We start from the raw sequence: 14,891 nt of genomic DNA, 5'->3' as shown, positions 1-14,891 counted from the left end.
CGGAATGATCGGTGTCGACGGATCGTCGCCGGAACGTCGCCGTTCCATTCCCCGCGCACCATTCAATCCACTGAGGACGGTTGTGCCCATGCTGCGGCCATTCGTGATCGGGCTCGGTCACGCCGGTGCCGATCTGCACCTGCGGGTGCTGGCGCGGGCCCGCGCTCGCGCCGGCGAGCTGTTCGCGCCCGGCCCGGTGATCGGCTGCGATCCGGACCCGAGCAGGCACCGCCCGGAGATCACCAGCTGCACCTCGATCGACGCGGCCACCGCGACGCTGGACCCGCGGCGCGCGGTGGCGCACCTGTGCACCCCGCCGGAGGGCCGCGCCGCGCTGCTCGCCGAACTGGCCGAGCGCGGTTTCCGCTCCATCGTCGTGGAGAAACCGCTGGCCACCGGGCTCGACGAGTTGGCCGAGGTGGATGAGCTGCGCGCGCGGCACGGGCTGAACCTGGTGGTGGTCAGCCACTGGCTCGACTCCCGGCTCACCGATCGGCTCGCCGAGCGGGTGGGCCGAGGAATCCCGCGCTCGATCTCGTTCGATCAGGACAAGCCCCGGTTCACCCGCTCGGCCGCGTCCGCCGATCACCCCACCGCCTTCGACGTGGAGATCCCGCACTCGCTCGCCGTCGTGCTGCGGCTGGCCGGGCCGGCGCGGGTGGTGGGGGCCGAGTGCTCCGACATGCACCTCCCCGGCACCGCCCTGGCCGGCATGGGCGGGGCCAGGCTGTCGCTGGAGCACGACTGCGGCGCGCGCAGCGAGATCCGCTCGGACCTGACCGCGCCCCACCGGCGCCGCAGGATCGAGATCGGCCTCGACGGCGGGTCCGTCGTGGGCCACTACCCGGTCGGGGCCGACGACGATCACGCGCAGCTCGAAACCGCCGGTTCCCGGGAGGTCTTCAGCGACGACGCGCTCACCAGGTTCGTGCTGCGCGCCTACCGCCACTTCCACCGACCGAACGCCGAGCACGGCACGTTCGAGCTGCACCGCGAGATCGTCCGGCTGCTCGCGACCGCCAAGGAGAGGACGCTCGCCCATGCGCGCTGACCAGCTCGCCGGGATCGGCGACGAGGCCGCGATGTCGCTGCCCGCCCAGCTCGGCGCGATCGGCGAGCTCGGGTGGCGGGCCGTCGAGCTGCGCACCGTGGACGGGCGCGCGCTGGCGGACCTCGACGACGCGAGCTTCGCGCGGGTGCGCGACGCGGTCGCCGACGCCGGTGTCCGGGTGGTGTGCCTGGACTCCCGGATCGGCAACCGGTCCCGCCCGATCACCGATCCCCCGGACGCCGATCTGCACGAGCTCGACGTGCTCGCCGAGCGCGGCGCCGCTCTCGGCACCCGCGCCATCCGGGTGATGTCCTGTCCCAGCGGCGGGCTGCCCGAGCCCGAGTGGCGCGCCCGGGTGCTGGAGCGCTTCGCCCTGCTCGGCGACCGGGCCGCGCGCCGCGGAGCGCTGCTGCTGCACGAGAACTGCGAGGGCTGGGCGGGTTCGGATCCCGACCGCATGCTGCGCCTGCTCGACGCCGCCGGGCCGTGCCTGCGGTTGCTGTTCGACACCGGCAACGGCATCGAGCACGGCTACGACGCGCTCACCGTGCTCGGCCGGATCCTGCCGCACGTCGAGCACGTGCACGTCAAGGACGCCGTGGGCGGTCCGGGCCGCGCCGAGTACGTGCTCCCCGGCGACGGGGACGCGCGGGTGCGCGAATGCCTGCGCCTGCTGTTCGACGGCGGTTACCGGGGCCCGCTCTCGCTCGAACCGCACCTGGTCACCCGGCCGCACGAGGGCCTGCAGGGGACCGATCCGGACGCGTTCGCGCGAGCCGGGCGCCGGCTGGAAGGGCTGCTGGCCGAGCTCGCCGCTCCCGGCGCCGGGGTGCGCTGATGCCGTTCACCGACGACGACGCGGCGCTGCTGCTGGACCTGCTGGCCACGCCCACGGTCAACCCCCTGGAGGGGCCCGACCGGCCGCGGCTCTGGCAGGCGCAGCGGACCTACGCGCGGGCCGCCGAACCGCTCGGCTTCCAGGTGGTGCACCACTCCGCTCCGCCCGCCCGGGTGATCGAGCGCGACGACGTGCCCGAGGCCGTGCGCGCTGCCGGGCCGGGCTCCCTCGCGGACCAACCGAGCATGGTGCTGCGCCTCGGTCCGGAGCTGCCGCGCTCGTCGACGGTCATGTTCAACGTGCACCTGGACACCGTCGCCGGGCTCGAACCCGTCGGCCTGCGCGGTGGCCGGTTCACCGGCCGCGGCGCGATCGACGCCAAAGGCCCCGCGGTGGCACTGCTCTCGGGTATCCGCGAAGCGATCGGCGCCGCGCCCGAGCTCGGCCGCGAGGTGTCGGTGCTGGTGCAGGTGGTCTCCGGCGAGGAGGGCGGGGCGATGGGCACCTTCGGCACCCGCCCGCTCGTCGAGCGGGGCTTCGTCGGCAGGCTCAACATCTTCTGCGAGCCCACCGGGCTCCGCTTCCTGCCGCGAGCCACCGCGTCGATGACCGCGCGGCTGCGCGTCGCCGGACGCGGCAGCATCGACGACCGCCCGGACGCCGGGCACAACGCCTCGGTGCTGCTCGGGTTCCTCGCCCAGCACTTGGCCGCGCGGCTGGACGCGCGCGACCGCCCGGGCAGGTTGTGCGTGGCCGGGCTGCGCACCGGCGAGCAGCACAACCGCGTCTACGGCAGCGGCGAGCTGCTGCTCAACCTCTCCTACGCGAGCACCCGCGAAGGCCGGGAGGCCGAGACGGCGCTGCGCGCGGAGCTCGCCAGCGGGCTCACCCGCTTCCGGGAGCTGTTCGCCGGTACCCGGGAGTTCGATCGAACCGCGCGCGATGCGGAGGCGATCACCCGGCTGGAGTGGCTCAAGCGCGGGCTGCCCTGCCTGGACGACGCGGACCCCTGGGCCGAGGAGCTGCTCGCCCGCGCGGGAGCCGCCCGCTGGCCGCCCGCCGAGCCCGGTTTCACCTGCGACGCGATCTGGCTGCACGGGCGCACCGACTGCTACACCGCCGTTCTCGGGCCCGGCCACCTGGACGCCAACAACGCGCACGCCGAGGGCGAGCACGCCGACCGCGCCGAGCTGGCCGAGTTCGCCTCGGTCGTCTCCGCGCTGCTCATCGACTTCGCACGGCAAGGCACCACTCCCGGGAGGAAGCAGCGCGATGCACCGGCAGTCTGACGTCACCATCCCGCACGAGGAGCTGCACGCGCTGGTCAGCGGCGCGTTCACCGAGCGCGGCGTGCCCGCCGACCGCGCCGCCACCGCCGCCTCGGCGCTGTGCCACGGGGACCTGTGCGGGTTCACCTCGCACGGCGTGTTCAACCTGCCTCGCCTGTACCTGCCGCTGTTCGAGTCCGGTCGGGTCGATCCGCGAGCCGAGCTCACCACCGGCACCGACCTCGGCGCGTGCGCGAGCGTCGACGCGGGCCGGGCGCTCGGGCTGTGGGCCGCGGCCGAGGCCGTCGACCGCGCGGTCGAGCGCGCCGAGGAGCACGGGATCGGCCTGCTCGCGGTGCGGGGAGCGACCCACTTCGGGTGCGTGGGGTTCCACGCGGCCCGAGCCGCCGAGCGCGGGATGATCGGCGTCGTGGCGGGCAACTGCGGTGGCCAGCGCATCGCCCGGCCTCCGTTGGGCGCGCTGACCATGCTCGGCACCAACCCGCTGGCGATCGCCGCCCCCGCGCTGCCGGACCACCCCTTCGTGCTGGACATGAGCACGACCGCGGTGCCCACCGGCAAGGTGCGCCTGGCCGCGGCCGACCGGACCGAGATCCCCGCGGGGTGGCTGGCCGACGACGCCGGACGTCCGGTCACCGATCCGGCCGCGTTCGACGGCGGAACCGCCCACCTCCGGTGGCTCGGCGGTGACGTGGAAACGGGCGCGCACAAGGGATTCGGGCTCGGCCTGGCGGTGGAGCTGCTGGCCGCGCTGCTGTCCGGCTCCGGTCTCGGCCCGGCCCCGGAGGCGCTGCGCGGCGACGGCGGGCCGCACGGGCACGACGACGACATCGGGTGCTTCGTGCTCGCCATCGCCGCCGACCGGCTGCGCCCGGACTTCGCCGCGGCGGCCCGCGCCATGTTCGGCACCCTGCTCGACTGCCCGTCCATCGACGCCGATGCTCAGGTGCGCTACCCCGGCTGGTGGGAGGCCGAGCGCTCGCTGCGGCGGCGCCGCGACGGCGTTCCGCTGCGGCCGGAGCTGCACCGGCAGCTGCTCGAACTGCGCGACGCCGAGCCGGTGGCCGGCTGATGGCGCGGCGGGTGGCGGTCGTCGGGCTCGGGGCGATCTCGGCGTACTACCTCGGCGCGCTGCGGTCCCGGCCGGGCTGGCGGCTCAGCGCCGCGTGCGACGTGCGGTCCTCCGCGCTGACCGGGTTCGCGCCCGAGGTGCGGTGCTTCCGGGACCACCGCGAGCTGTTCGACGGCGTCGAGCTGGACGCGGTGGTCGTCACCGCGCCCAACGACGCGCACGCCGAGGTCTGCCGCGAGGCCCTGCGCCGCGGCATCGCGGTGTGCGTGGAGAAGCCGCTGGCCCTCTCGACCGCCGACGCCCGCGAGCTGGTGGAGCTCTCGCGCGGCGGGCCGCCGCTGCTGACCTCCTTCCACCGCCGCTACAACGACAACGTCCTGCGGCTGCGCGCCGAGGTGGCCGCTCGCGGCGGCCCGGCCGCCCTGCGGGTGCGCTACCTGGAGCGCATCGAGGAGCACATCGGCGGCGACACCTGGTACCTCGATCCGCAGCGCTGCGGCGGCGGTTGCGTGGCCGACAACGGGCCGAACGCCTTCGACCTGGTCCGGCTCTTCCTGGGCGAGGTCGAGCTCGAGCACGCGACGGTGGTCACCGACCGGCGGGGCCTCGACCGGCGAGCGGTCGTCGAGCTGTCCTCGGGGGGCGGCGCGCCCGCCGTCGTCGAGCTCGACTGGTCGTACCCGGGCGAGGTCAAGGACCTGGAGGTGCTGCTGGCCGACGGCACGCGCCTGGTCGCCGACATGCTCGCCGGTCATCCCGGGTTCAAGTCCTCGCTCTGGCACGAGTACCGCGGCGTCCTCGACGAGTTCGCCGCCGCGATCGACGCCGGGAATCGCCCGCACGACGGCGGGCTCGCGGCGCTGGAACTGGTCCACGAAACCTACCGCCGACCGGCACGGAAGGAGCTCGCGTGAACCCCGAGGAGGACGGCCCGAAGCGCCCGCTGACGGCGCGCCTGGTCAAGGTGCTGGTGCACCACCGCAGCGAGCGCGGCATGGCGCTGGAGCCGCACGCCAGCCGCTGCGTCCGCCGCGGCGAGGTGCACGAGCTGGTGTCCACCGATCAGTGCGCGACGCAGCCGGGCGCCCGCGTCGACAGGGTGGCGTTCCTGGGATTCGCCGAGTTCGAGCGCGGCGGCGTGATCGATCGGGGCGACGTGCTGCGCATCGGCGACCGCAGGATCGGCGAGGTGCTGGGCTTCGACGCCTGCCACTTCCCCAACCACTACAACGTGCTCGTGCGCGCCGAGATCCCGCTCAGCGGCGCGGATCTGGGTATCCGCCCGGAAGAGGTGTGCTCGTTCGAGCAGGGCCCGGGGCTAGAGGTGGCGGACGTTCTCCCCGGACAGCTCGCCGCGGGTGTCCAGCAGCAGGCACCGTGAGCCGACCAGTCGCACCGGATCGTAGCACGCGTGGTCCTGCAGCAGCACGGCGAGGTCGGCCGACCGCAGCGCTTCCTCCGGCGAGCTCACCGCGGGCAGCTCCCGGCCGTCGACCTCGAACCCGACCACCCCGGGATCGTGGTAGACCACCTGCGCGCCCGCGGCGAGCAGTCCGCGCGCCACCGGGCGGGCCGGGGTTTCCCGGGTGTCGGCGACGTCGGGCTTGTAGCTCACCCCGAGCAGCAGCACCCGCGCTCCGGCCACCGGCGCACCTCGCTCCCGCAGCAGCCCTTCGGCGCGTTCGACGACGTGGCCCGGCATCCGCGCGTTCACCTCCCGCGAGGCCGCGAGCGTGCGGAACGAGAAGCCGGTGCGCTCGGCCATGGTCTCCAGGTAGATCGGGTCGACCGGGATGCAGTGCCCGCCCACTCCGGGCCCGGGGTGGAACGGGGCGAAGCCGAACGGCTTGGTGCCCGCGCAGTGCAGCACGTCCCACACGTCGATGCCCGCGCGGTGGCAGAACATGGCGACCTCGTTGACGAGCGCGATGTTGACGTACCGGTAGGTGTTCTCCAGCAGCTTGGCCATCTCGGCCTCCCGCGTGCCGCGGGAGAGCACGAGGGAGTCGATGAACCGCCCGTAGAAGGCCACGCCGAACTTCGCGCACAGTGGCGTGATCCCGCTGACGATCTTGGGGGTGTCGCGCACGCCGAACCGCTCGTTGCCCGGGTCGATGCGCTCCGGCGAGTACACCAGGTGGAAGTCCTCGCCGGCGGTCAGCCCGCTGGCGCTCTCCAGGATCGGGAGCACGACCTCCTCGGTCGTGCCCGGGTAGGAGGTGGATTCCAGCACCACGAGCATGTGCCTGCGAAGGCGCTCGCCCACGGTGCGGGCGGCGCACCGGACAGCACCCAGGTCCGGCGCGCCGTCCGCCGACAGACCGGTCGGCACGCACAGCACGACGGTCTCGGCCTCGGCGATGACGGCCGGGTCCGCGGTGGCGCGGAAACCCGCGGAGGTCATCTCGGCGACCGCGGAGTCCGGCACGTCGGTCACGTGCGAGCGGCCCGCGTTCAGCCCGGACACCACCTCCGCCGAGATGTCGAAACCGGCTGCGGTCACCCCGGATTCGACGGCCCTGGCCAGCAGGGGCAGTCCGACGTAACCGAGACCGACGACGACGAGATCAACCGACATCCACGTCCTCCGCAACGAGCAGAACGGTCATTCGGACGGCCCCGGGCGGCGGCACCGCCGCGCGAACCCGGTTCCAGCCGGTTCTCACGCCGAGAAGCTGCCGAACGCCGGGAGTTCGTGCGCTCCGTGGCCCGCCTTGAGGGTCACCCCGGGCTCCGGGGAGCTCTGCCCGCAGTCCGGGCTGGCGTGGAGCGTGATGTCGCGGCTGGTGTCGTTGATGACGACGTGCGTTCCCGCGGGAAGCTCGTAGCAGCCGTCCGGGTTCTCGAACTTCTCGACCGGAACGACCTGGTCCAGGATGAAGACCAGGACCTGCTCGTCGCCCTGCTTCGGGGCGGGCGCTTGCGCACCGGCCGAACCGGCGATTCCCGCCACCAGCAAACCGGATGCGGCCAACACCGCCGCAGCGCGCATGTTCCACATGACATATTCCCCTTCCGCTATGAAACGCCTCGCTCCGCCGCGGAGGACGACCCTCCGAGGAACACGGGAGTTCCGAAATTCGTTGGGATTCAACGGAACACGGAGCGAGGCGCAACTCCGGTGAACATTAGCAACGGGAAAAACGCCGCGCACGGCGGAAGAAGGATCCCGAGGAGCCGAAAACGCCGCGTCGTGCCTGCGAAGCGCACGATCGTGCTACTCGAAGTGCCGCGCCGAGAACCCCGTGCTCCCATCCTTAATCGAGGGGCGGGACGGATTGCCCTTCATTCCCACTGAACCGAGGAGTCGATTCCGCATGCTTTCCAACTTCGGGAAGAAGTCCACTGTGCTCGGCGCTGCCGCGGCGATGGTCGCAGCCCCGCTGCTGTCGGGTGCGCTGACCGCGAACGCGTCACCGGAGCGGTCCCCCGCACCAGCGCCGGAGGCGGTGCTCACCTGCGACCTGTCCGGCACCGCGGAGTTCTCGCCCGCGCTGTCGCTCAACCCGGCCGGCGAGAGCACCCAGATGAAGGTCGAAGGCGAGGCGAGCGGCTGCAAGGGTCAGGCCGCCCGTCAGGACGAGGTCGTCAGCGCCAAGTTCAGCGGCGACCTGAGCGGGAAGATGTCCTGCACCTCGCTGCCGCGAGGCGTCGGCGGCGACGTCGAGATCACCTGGACCTACGCCGATGGCAGCACCAAGACGAGCACCGCGGACTTCGAGCTCAACATGGAGGGCGACCTCAGCAAGCCGTCCCAGCCGATCACCGGTGCGTTCACCGGTGAGGGGACCGACGGCGAGTTCAAGGGCAACAAGCACACGGGCAAGGCCGACATCGACCCGTCCAGCCTCGCGGGCGGCTGCCTCACCGGCGGGGTCAAGTCGATGGACTTCAGCGGCAGCTACGAGATGAGCAAGTGACCCGAGCTCTTCGCGCGGTGGGTGGAGGCACGGCTCCACCCACCGCCGGCACGCCCGCCCGGAGCGCTTCCCGGGCGGGCGTCGATGGGCCGAGGCGTCCTCCGGACGAGACGACCTCGGCCGCGCCGCTCGGCTCCGCGCTCGCGGGACGCGGAGCGCGGCTTCGTCACCGCCCGGGGCGCGCTCCGGGTCAGCCGGGTTCGCCCCGGCGCTTGCGGTGCGCCACCCAGGCGAAGTTCGCCGCGGCCAGCACCGCCACGCCGAGCAGGACCCAGCCCAACCAGGCGCCCTCCGGCATCCACACCAGGATCAGGATCCCGACCACGAGGCTGAAGGCGAACCCGAAGCCGGCCAGCACCAGCCGCAGGGTCAGGGCGCTGCGCGCGTAGGGCGCACCGCCGAACCCGGCCAGCGGGTCGTGATAACCGGGTAGCCCGCGCTCGTAGTCGGAGCGCTCGCGCTTCTCCATACCACCGGTCTACCCTTCCGGCGGGCGCGGCGACACCCGGTCGCTCACTGGCTCGCCCCAGCGGGGTGCGCGCCTCCGGCGGCCTCCTCCGGGCCGCGGGCGTAGCGGAACCGCCCGGCCAGGCCGAGCAGTCCCAGCAACCGGTCGACGACGGGCGAGGAGATCAGGACTAAGTCCTTGCCGCGCGATTCGGCGCGCTGGCAGGCCTCCAGCAGGACGCCCACCCCGTCGGTGTTGATGAAGCTGATCTGCGAGAGGTCGAGCACGACCCTCGACGCCGTGCCCACGAGGCGCTGGCGGACCGGTTCGGCGAGGAAGTGCTGGCCAGCCGCGTCCAGATCGCCGACGGCCTGGACGACCAGCACCCCGCCACCCGGACGGGCGACCCGGATCCGCAGCGAACCGGGCGCGGCGATCGATCGCGCGGCGTCCTTCCTGGGGAAGGGCACGGCTCGGTCCCGGCCGGTCGCGCCGATGCGGTCGGAGTTCGCCACGAGTACCACCTCACGCCTGCTCAAGCGCGCGCCGGACGGCGCGCGACCCGGGAATCGGAAATCCGCTCGGCGCCCACCGGCGGCGGCGCGACCGGCGAGGGGGCCGGCGCGCCCTGCGGACCGGTGGCGGAGCGGCAGCGGCTGTGGTCTCAACCGACAGTGCTGGCCAGCCTACCGATGGTTGCCGGAGTTGGCCACGTGCCGGAACCGCGCCGGCTCCCTCGCCCGCAGCGCGCTCGGGCTCCACGCGCGTATCTTCGTGTCCTCGCGGCCGATTCGCGATCGACGTCCCCACCCGGCCGCCCGTCGGAGAGAGGTGGCCCTTGACCACGACGACCAGGAGCGCCCGCACCCGACCCGATCGGGCATGTTGACCACCGGGGAAGCCGACCGCCTCATCGCCTGGCTCGCCGGGGCGGTCGGCTGGCTCAGCGGCGTGCGCGATCTCAACGCCACGTTGACCTCCACGGCGCGCGGCGCCGCCGACGCCATCCCCGGCACCGAGAGCGCCGGGATCGCGGAGCTGACCGAGGACGGCCGCCTGGTCCAGCGGGTGGCCACCGGCGAGCTGTCCGCGATCGCCGACCGGCTGCAGAACGACACGGGTGAGGGACCCGGGTTGCACGCGCTGACCACCGGCAGCACCGTCCGCGTGCACGACCTGCGCGAGGAGACCCGGCGGTGGCCGTCCCTGGCCGCCGCCGCGCGGCGCGAGGGCATCGCCGGCGCGCTGTGCTACCGGCTGGACACCGGGCACGACCTGCGGCGGATCGTGCTCGACCTGTACTCGCGCGAACCCGGCGTGTTCGACGACGACGCGGTCCTGCTCGGCGAGCTGTTCGCCTCGCACGCGGGGCTGGCCCTGGCCCACGCGCACAACGCCGAGCAGCTGTCCACCGCCCTGAGCTCCCGCGACCTCATCGGTCAGGCCAAGGGCGTGCTCATGGAGCGCTTCGGCATCGACGACTACCGGGCCTTCGGCATGCTCGTGGAGAGCTCCCAGCAGACCAACCTCAAGCTCACCGAGGTGGCCGGCTGGTTGGTGCGCGACGTCGAGCGCGACCGGCACCGCTGACCGGAGGGTTTCCCGGATTACGACGGTGGTTACTCGCGGAGTGGAATCCACCGAGCCGAGCGACGGGAGGCTCACCAGATGGTCCGCTTCGGATACACCCTGATGACCGAGCAATCCGGACCGCGGGAGCTGGTGGCGCACGCGGCGGCCGCCGAGCGGGCCGGCTTCGACTTCGCGGTGATGAGCGATCACTTCTCCCCGTGGTTGGCCCCGCAGGGGCACTCGCCGTACGCGTGGAGCGTGCTGGGGGCGGTCGCGCAGGTCACCGAGCGGATGGACCTGATGAGCTTCGTGACCGCGCCGATCATGCGCTACCACCCCGCGGTCGTGGCGCAGAAGGCCGCGACCACCGCGCTGCTGTCCCAGGACCGGTTCGCGCTCGGCGTCGGCGCGGGCGAGAACCTCAACGAGCACGTGATCGGCGAGGGTTGGCCGCCGGTCAACGTCCGCCACGAGATGCTGGGCGAGGCGCTGCGGATCATCGGTTCCCTGTTCGACGGCGGTTACGTCAACTTCTCGGGCGAGCACTACCGGGTGGATTCGGCGAAGCTCTGGGACCTGCCCGAGCAGCGCGTCCCGATCGCCACCGCCGTCTCCGGCGCGCAGTCGATCGAGCGGTTCGCGCCGCTGTCCGACTCGATGATCGCCGTGCAGCCCGATCCGGGGCTGTGCCGGGGCTGGGACGCGGCGGTCGGTCCGGGCGCGCGCAAGTTCGGCCAGCAGCCGGTCTGCTGGGGCCCGGACCGCGACGCGGCCGCGAAGCGCGCCTGGGAGGAGTTCCGCTGGTTCTCCGGCGGGTGGAAGGTCAACGCCGAGCTGCCCGGGCCCGCGGCCTTCGACTCCGCGACGCGGTACGTGCGGCTGGAGGACATCACCTCGTCCATCCCGTGCGGGCCGGGCGTCGACGAGATCGTCGAGTCGGTGGCGAACTACCGCGAGGCCGGTTTCACCGACGTGGCGCTGGTGCAGATCGGGATCGGCGAGGACGCCGACCGGTTCTTCGACTTCGCCCGCGCCGAGCTGCTGCCCGCGCTGCGCGAGTCGATCGCCGGGTGAGCTCCCCGCTGCGGGTTTAACACCGCCCGGTACCGGACGACCCGGCGGGTGCGAGCGAAGAGCGTTTCGGGAGAGGAGGTTTCGACCACCACCTCATCCGACGTCCCGATGCAGTGCGAGGAACGATGGGTGCTGTTCGGGGAGCCGCCGTTTCAGGCGTGGGACTGACGCCGGCAGTCGCTCGGGTCCTCCCACTGGAAACCGCCGAGCGAAGCGACTTCTGAACAGCTCCTGGCCGATCACCGCGAGAGCTGAGGGGTGAGAGCGATGGAGCGCTTGCGGGCGCTGGCCAAGCGGGCGCGCGACGCGTTCGCCCGCCGACTCCCGGATTCGAACCAGCACGAGGGCTCGGGCGAGCGCGACCCGCTGCTGCACACCGGCCCTCGGATCCCACCCGGGTGAACACCGCGCATGACGACGCCCCGGCCATCGGCCGGGGCGTCGTCATGCGCGGGACCTCAACCCGCCGAACCCCCTGAACTGGTCAAACAACACCTATGGGAAAGCATCCCATAATGTGGAAGTTCGTTGACGGGGCGTCGAGGGGCTGCTTCGATCAGGTCATGTTCTCCCGTCGGCTGCTCGTCCAGCGCGCGCACATCGACCTCCTGCGGGTCGCCTCCTGCGCTTGTCGCGACTCCTGAGCCGACCGCAGCCGGCAGACCGCACCCCGCTTCTCCCCCGTCGCCGACCACCGCGGCGATCGCTCCGCCCTGCCCTCTTCGGCCCACGCGGCCCTTCTCCACGGGGAGGCAAGATGTCCACGTCCACCGCGCCCCAGGCGGTTTCCGCCCAGGTCCCGCGCGCGACCGATCCCGACCCACCACCACGACGAAAACCGCCGCACCCGAGGCAGTTGCGCCGCTGGATCAGCCCGATCGCGCTGCTGGGGATCTGGCAGCTGGTCAGCGGCACCGGTTTGGTCCCGCCGGAGAAGCTCGCCGCTCCCGACGTGATCCTGCGCTCCGGGTGGGAGCTGGTGATCAGCGGCGAGCTCGGCCCGCACCTGGCCGTGTCGCTGAGCCGGGTGGCGCTCGGCGCGCTGCTCGGCGTGACCCTCGGGCTCGCTGCGGGCTTGCTCGCCGGGCTGGCGCGCTGGGGGAACGACCTGCTGGACCCGCCGCTGCAGATGCTGCGCACCCTGCCGCACCTGGGCCTGGTGCCGCTGCTCATCCTCTGGTTCGGCATCGGCGAGGCGCCGAAGATCGCCCTGGTCGCCCTCGGCGTGGTCTTCCCGATGTACCTCAACGTCCACGGCGCCATCCGCGGCGTCGACCCGAAGCTGCTCGAAGCCGCCTCGGTGCTGGGGTTCACCCGAGCCCAGCGGATCCGGCACGTCGTGCTGCCCTCGGCGCTCCCGAACGTCCTCATCGGCCTGCGCCAGGGCCTGGGCGTCGCCTGGCTGTCGCTGATCATCGGCGAGCAGGTCAACACCGATACCGGGATCGGCTACCTGATCAACAACGCGCGAGAGTTCCTGCGCACCGACGTCATCGTGTTCGGCCTGCTGGTCTACGCGGCGCTGGGCCTGCTCACCGACGCGCTCGTGCGCCTGCTGGAGAGGAGGGCGCTGCGATGGCGGCTCGACGCGGTGCGGTGATCGTGCGCGATCTGGTCAAGCGGTTCGACGGCCGCCCGGTCCTGGACCACCTGGACCTGGGGATCGACCGGGGTGAGTTCGTGGCCCTGGTGGGCCGCAGCGGCTCCGGCAAGTCCACCCTGCTGCGGATCCTGGCCGGCCTGGACGCGCAGCACGAGGGGCGCGCGGGGCTCCCGAGCTCGGTGTCGGTGGCCTTCCAGGAACCGAGGCTGCTGCCGTGGCGCTCGGTCGGCGAGAACGTCCGGCTGGGCCTGCGCGCCGACGACCCCGCGGAGGTGGCCCGCCGCGCGCTCGGCGAGGTGGGCCTGGCCGCGCACGAGAAGTCCTGGCCGCTGACTCTCTCCGGCGGTGAAGCGCAACGCGTTTCGCTGGCCAGGGCGCTGGTGCGCGAACCTCAGCTGCTGCTGCTCGACGAGCCCTTCGGCGCGCTGGACGCGCTGACCCGAGCGTCGATGCACCGGCTGGTCCAAGGGCTCTGGCGCGACCACCGGCCCGCGGTGCTGCTGGTCACCCACGACGTCGAGGAGGCCTTGACGCTGGCGGATCGGACCCTGGTGCTGGCCGACGGCCGCATCTCCGCCGAACACCCGCGCCCCGGCGACGAGCGCGAGCTCTCCGCGCTGCGCGATCGGGTGCTCGACGACCTGGGGGTGGAAACCCGTGCGGCGTAGGCGATTCCTGCAGACCACCGGTGCGGCCCTGTCGACCGTCCTGCTCGCGTCCTGCGGGCGCACCACCTCGGCACCGCGACGGGCCTCGGTCCCGCCTCCGGTCCCGCCTGATCGGCTCTCCGGTGCGGTGCTCAGGGTCGGCGACCAGAAGGGCAACCAGCGCTCCCTGCTGAGCGCGGCGAACCTGCTGGAGACCCCGTACCGCGTCGAGTGGTCCACGTTCACCTCCGGTCCACCGCTGCTGGAGGCGGTCGCCGCGGGCGCCGTCGACGTCGGCGGCGTGGGCAACACCCCACCGCTGTTCGCCGCGGCCGCGCGCGCCGATCTCTCGATCGTCTCAGCGGCGCAGCAGGATCCGGTCTCCGACGCGATCCTGGTCCTGCCCGGATCACCGCTGCGCGCGGTCGGCGACCTGCGCGGCAAGCGGATCGGAGTGGCCAAGGGCAGCTCGGCGCACGGCAACGTGCTCAACGTCCTCGCCGCGGCCGGCATCCCGCTCGACGACGTCGACCTCTCGTTCATGCAACCCGCCGAGGCGTACTCGGCGTTCACCCAGCGCAGGCTCGACGCGTGGGCGGTGTGGGACCCCTACACCGCGCAGGCCGAGCTGGAGCGGGGTGCCCGCGTGCTCGTCGACGGCCGCGGCACCGCGAACGGCTGCTCCTTCGAGGTCGCGGCCCACGACTCCCTGGAGGACGCGGGGCAGAACGCCGCCATCGCCGACTTCGTCACGCGGCTGGCCCGCGCCCAGCGCTTCAACGCGGCCCACCCCGAGCAGCGCTCGCGGGCCTGGAGCGCGGAAACCGGTCTGCCGCAGGAGATCACGCTGCGCGCGGCGCGCAGGCGCCACCAGCTGCCGATCCCGCTGGACGACCGGTTGATCGCCTCCGAGCAGCAGCTGGCCGACGCCTTCGTCGCGGCGCGCGTGCTGCCGACGACGCCGTTCCGCTTCGCCGACTTCGTGGACCGGCGGTACGACCACCAGGTGGTGAGCGCCCGATGAACCTCCCCGCCGTCCCGCGCCGACGACGGGCCACCGCCCGCACCCGATCCCGGAGAGCTGAGGAGCAAGTCATGTCCGCCGTTCCGGTCATCACCGGGAGTCGCTGATCGAGCAGCGCGGCGGCGAGCTGGCGGTGCTCGTCGCCGCGGCCGAGCAACGGGTCATCGACGTCGGGCCGGACATCTGCTGGCGCGACCTGCGCGCGCACAGCCAGCACGACCCGGTGGCCTGCAAGCGCCTCGAGGTCGGGCGCAACGCGCTGCTCGGCGAACTGCCCGAGCCGACCTGGTACCCCTGATCGGCGGGTGCGCGGCGCTGCCGAGCCCGGCCCCGGCCCGGAGAATGCGCGGTGT

Annotated in this window: 18 protein-coding genes; 14 read left to right on the top strand and 4 right to left on the bottom strand. The window is 73.1% G+C overall.

Translation table 11 applies throughout. The features are described 5' to 3' along the window. Window positions 1-88 precede the first annotated feature (88 nt). The 6 genes from ACFQRI_RS16195 to ACFQRI_RS16170 are packed head-to-tail and all read left to right on the top strand — an operon-like array spanning window position 89 to window position 5,631. Window positions 89-1,051, top strand: a complete 963-nt coding sequence (locus tag ACFQRI_RS16195) for a Gfo/Idh/MocA family oxidoreductase (protein WP_380669325.1) — start codon at window positions 89-91, stop codon at window positions 1,049-1,051. Next, on the top strand, window positions 1,041-1,889 hold the full coding sequence (locus tag ACFQRI_RS16190; RefSeq protein WP_380669323.1) for a sugar phosphate isomerase/epimerase family protein: 849 nt from the start codon (window positions 1,041-1,043) through the stop codon (window positions 1,887-1,889). The genes ACFQRI_RS16195 and ACFQRI_RS16190 overlap by 11 nt, the downstream gene beginning before the upstream one ends. Further along, complete coding sequence (locus tag ACFQRI_RS16185) at window positions 1,889-3,178, top strand: M20/M25/M40 family metallo-hydrolase (protein ID WP_380669321.1); 1,290 nt, start codon at window positions 1,889-1,891, stop codon at window positions 3,176-3,178. Before ACFQRI_RS16190 ends, ACFQRI_RS16185 begins: the two co-directional genes overlap by 1 nt. Continuing rightward, window positions 3,162-4,250, top strand: a complete 1,089-nt coding sequence (locus tag ACFQRI_RS16180) for an Ldh family oxidoreductase (protein WP_380669319.1) — start codon at window positions 3,162-3,164, stop codon at window positions 4,248-4,250. The genes ACFQRI_RS16185 and ACFQRI_RS16180 overlap by 17 nt, the downstream gene beginning before the upstream one ends. Next, the gene (locus ACFQRI_RS16175; RefSeq protein WP_380669317.1) at window positions 4,250-5,164 is read left to right on the top strand and encodes a Gfo/Idh/MocA family protein; all 915 of its coding nucleotides are present in this window, start codon (window positions 4,250-4,252) and stop codon (window positions 5,162-5,164) included. The genes ACFQRI_RS16180 and ACFQRI_RS16175 overlap by 1 nt, the downstream gene beginning before the upstream one ends. Further along, window positions 5,161-5,631, top strand: coding sequence for a DUF6917 domain-containing protein (locus ACFQRI_RS16170; protein WP_380669315.1), 471 nt, complete (start codon window positions 5,161-5,163; stop codon window positions 5,629-5,631). Before ACFQRI_RS16175 ends, ACFQRI_RS16170 begins: the two co-directional genes overlap by 4 nt. Here ACFQRI_RS16170 and ACFQRI_RS16165 read toward each other — a convergent pair. Next, the gene (locus tag ACFQRI_RS16165; RefSeq protein ID WP_380669313.1) at window positions 5,569-6,828 is read right to left on the bottom strand and encodes a nucleotide sugar dehydrogenase; all 1,260 of its coding nucleotides are present in this window, start codon (window positions 6,826-6,828) and stop codon (window positions 5,569-5,571) included. The genes ACFQRI_RS16170 and ACFQRI_RS16165 overlap by 63 nt on opposite strands. Before the next feature lie 84 nt (window positions 6,829-6,912). Further along, on the bottom strand, window positions 6,913-7,251 hold the full coding sequence (locus tag ACFQRI_RS16160) for a hypothetical protein (protein ID WP_380669311.1): 339 nt from the start codon (window positions 7,249-7,251) through the stop codon (window positions 6,913-6,915). A gap of 316 nt (window positions 7,252-7,567) precedes the next feature. On the opposite strand from ACFQRI_RS16160, the gene ACFQRI_RS16155 reads away from it, so the two are divergent. After that, window positions 7,568-8,170, top strand: coding sequence for a hypothetical protein (locus tag ACFQRI_RS16155; RefSeq protein ID WP_380669309.1), 603 nt, complete (start codon window positions 7,568-7,570; stop codon window positions 8,168-8,170). A 190-nt stretch (window positions 8,171-8,360) separates the two neighbouring features. On the opposite strand, the gene ACFQRI_RS16150 is transcribed toward ACFQRI_RS16155, so the two are convergent. Beyond that, a complete protein-coding gene (locus ACFQRI_RS16150; RefSeq protein WP_380669307.1) occupies window positions 8,361-8,639 on the bottom strand; it encodes a hypothetical protein in 279 nt (92 codons plus the stop codon). A gap of 44 nt (window positions 8,640-8,683) precedes the next feature. Beyond that, entirely contained in the window at window positions 8,684-9,133 is a 450-nt protein-coding gene (locus ACFQRI_RS16145; RefSeq protein ID WP_380669305.1) for an STAS domain-containing protein, read from the bottom strand. A 316-nt stretch (window positions 9,134-9,449) separates the two neighbouring features. Here ACFQRI_RS16145 and ACFQRI_RS16140 point away from each other — a divergent pair, with 316 nt between their 5' ends. The 7 genes from ACFQRI_RS16140 to ACFQRI_RS16110 all read left to right on the top strand — a co-directional run bounded on the left by ACFQRI_RS16140 (window position 9,450) and on the right by ACFQRI_RS16110 (window position 14,836). Next, window positions 9,450-10,208, top strand: a complete 759-nt coding sequence (locus ACFQRI_RS16140) for a GAF and ANTAR domain-containing protein (RefSeq protein ID WP_380669303.1) — start codon at window positions 9,450-9,452, stop codon at window positions 10,206-10,208. Between the two features lie 78 nt (window positions 10,209-10,286). Next, a complete protein-coding gene (locus ACFQRI_RS16135) occupies window positions 10,287-11,264 on the top strand; it encodes a TIGR03557 family F420-dependent LLM class oxidoreductase (RefSeq protein ID WP_380669301.1) in 978 nt (325 codons plus the stop codon). Window positions 11,265-11,531: 267 nt separating this feature from the next. Further along, on the top strand, window positions 11,532-11,666 hold the full coding sequence (locus tag ACFQRI_RS16130; RefSeq protein WP_380669299.1) for a hypothetical protein: 135 nt from the start codon (window positions 11,532-11,534) through the stop codon (window positions 11,664-11,666). A gap of 355 nt (window positions 11,667-12,021) precedes the next feature. Beyond that, window positions 12,022-12,864, top strand: a complete 843-nt coding sequence (locus ACFQRI_RS16125; RefSeq protein WP_380669297.1) for an ABC transporter permease — start codon at window positions 12,022-12,024, stop codon at window positions 12,862-12,864. After that, window positions 12,840-13,535: an ABC transporter ATP-binding protein gene (locus ACFQRI_RS16120; RefSeq protein ID WP_380669295.1), complete on the top strand. Its 696-nt coding sequence runs from the start codon at window positions 12,840-12,842 to the stop codon at window positions 13,533-13,535. Before ACFQRI_RS16125 ends, ACFQRI_RS16120 begins: the two co-directional genes overlap by 25 nt. Then, complete coding sequence (locus ACFQRI_RS16115) at window positions 13,525-14,538, top strand: ABC transporter substrate-binding protein (RefSeq protein ID WP_380669293.1); 1,014 nt, start codon at window positions 13,525-13,527, stop codon at window positions 14,536-14,538. Before ACFQRI_RS16120 ends, ACFQRI_RS16115 begins: the two co-directional genes overlap by 11 nt. Window positions 14,539-14,671: 133 nt before the next feature. Next, window positions 14,672-14,836, top strand: a complete 165-nt coding sequence (locus ACFQRI_RS16110; RefSeq protein ID WP_380669291.1) for a hypothetical protein — start codon at window positions 14,672-14,674, stop codon at window positions 14,834-14,836. The last annotated feature ends 55 nt before the right edge of the window (window positions 14,837-14,891 follow it).

The organism is Saccharopolyspora griseoalba, assembly GCF_042665275.1.
GTDB lineage: Bacteria > Actinomycetota > Actinomycetes > Mycobacteriales > Pseudonocardiaceae > Saccharopolyspora > Saccharopolyspora griseoalba.
This window is presented reverse-complemented; position numbering and strand designations above follow the sequence as displayed.

Bases quoted from the DNA above. Each gene is read 5' to 3' on its own strand.
- ACFQRI_RS16195 (WP_380669325.1), top strand. From the start codon at position 89: ATGCTGCGGCCATTCGTGATCGGGCTCGGTCACGCCGGTGCCGATCTG.
- ACFQRI_RS16190 (WP_380669323.1), top strand. From the start codon at position 1,041: ATGCGCGCTGACCAGCTCGCCGGGATCGGCGACGAGGCCGCGATGTCG.
- ACFQRI_RS16185 (WP_380669321.1), top strand. From the start codon at position 1,889: ATGCCGTTCACCGACGACGACGCGGCGCTGCTGCTGGACCTGCTGGCC.
- ACFQRI_RS16180 (WP_380669319.1), top strand. From the start codon at position 3,162: ATGCACCGGCAGTCTGACGTCACCATCCCGCACGAGGAGCTGCACGCG.
- ACFQRI_RS16175 (WP_380669317.1), top strand. From the start codon at position 4,250: ATGGCGCGGCGGGTGGCGGTCGTCGGGCTCGGGGCGATCTCGGCGTAC.
- ACFQRI_RS16165 (WP_380669313.1), bottom strand. From the start codon at position 6,828: ATGTCGGTTGATCTCGTCGTCGTCGGTCTCGGTTACGTCGGACTGCCC.
- ACFQRI_RS16160 (WP_380669311.1), bottom strand. From the start codon at position 7,251: ATGTGGAACATGCGCGCTGCGGCGGTGTTGGCCGCATCCGGTTTGCTG.
- ACFQRI_RS16155 (WP_380669309.1), top strand. From the start codon at position 7,568: ATGCTTTCCAACTTCGGGAAGAAGTCCACTGTGCTCGGCGCTGCCGCG.
- ACFQRI_RS16150 (WP_380669307.1), bottom strand. From the start codon at position 8,639: ATGGAGAAGCGCGAGCGCTCCGACTACGAGCGCGGGCTACCCGGTTAT.
- ACFQRI_RS16135 (WP_380669301.1), top strand. From the start codon at position 10,287: ATGGTCCGCTTCGGATACACCCTGATGACCGAGCAATCCGGACCGCGG.
- ACFQRI_RS16130 (WP_380669299.1), top strand. From the start codon at position 11,532: ATGGAGCGCTTGCGGGCGCTGGCCAAGCGGGCGCGCGACGCGTTCGCC.
- ACFQRI_RS16125 (WP_380669297.1), top strand. From the start codon at position 12,022: ATGTCCACGTCCACCGCGCCCCAGGCGGTTTCCGCCCAGGTCCCGCGC.
- ACFQRI_RS16120 (WP_380669295.1), top strand. From the start codon at position 12,840: ATGGCGGCTCGACGCGGTGCGGTGATCGTGCGCGATCTGGTCAAGCGG.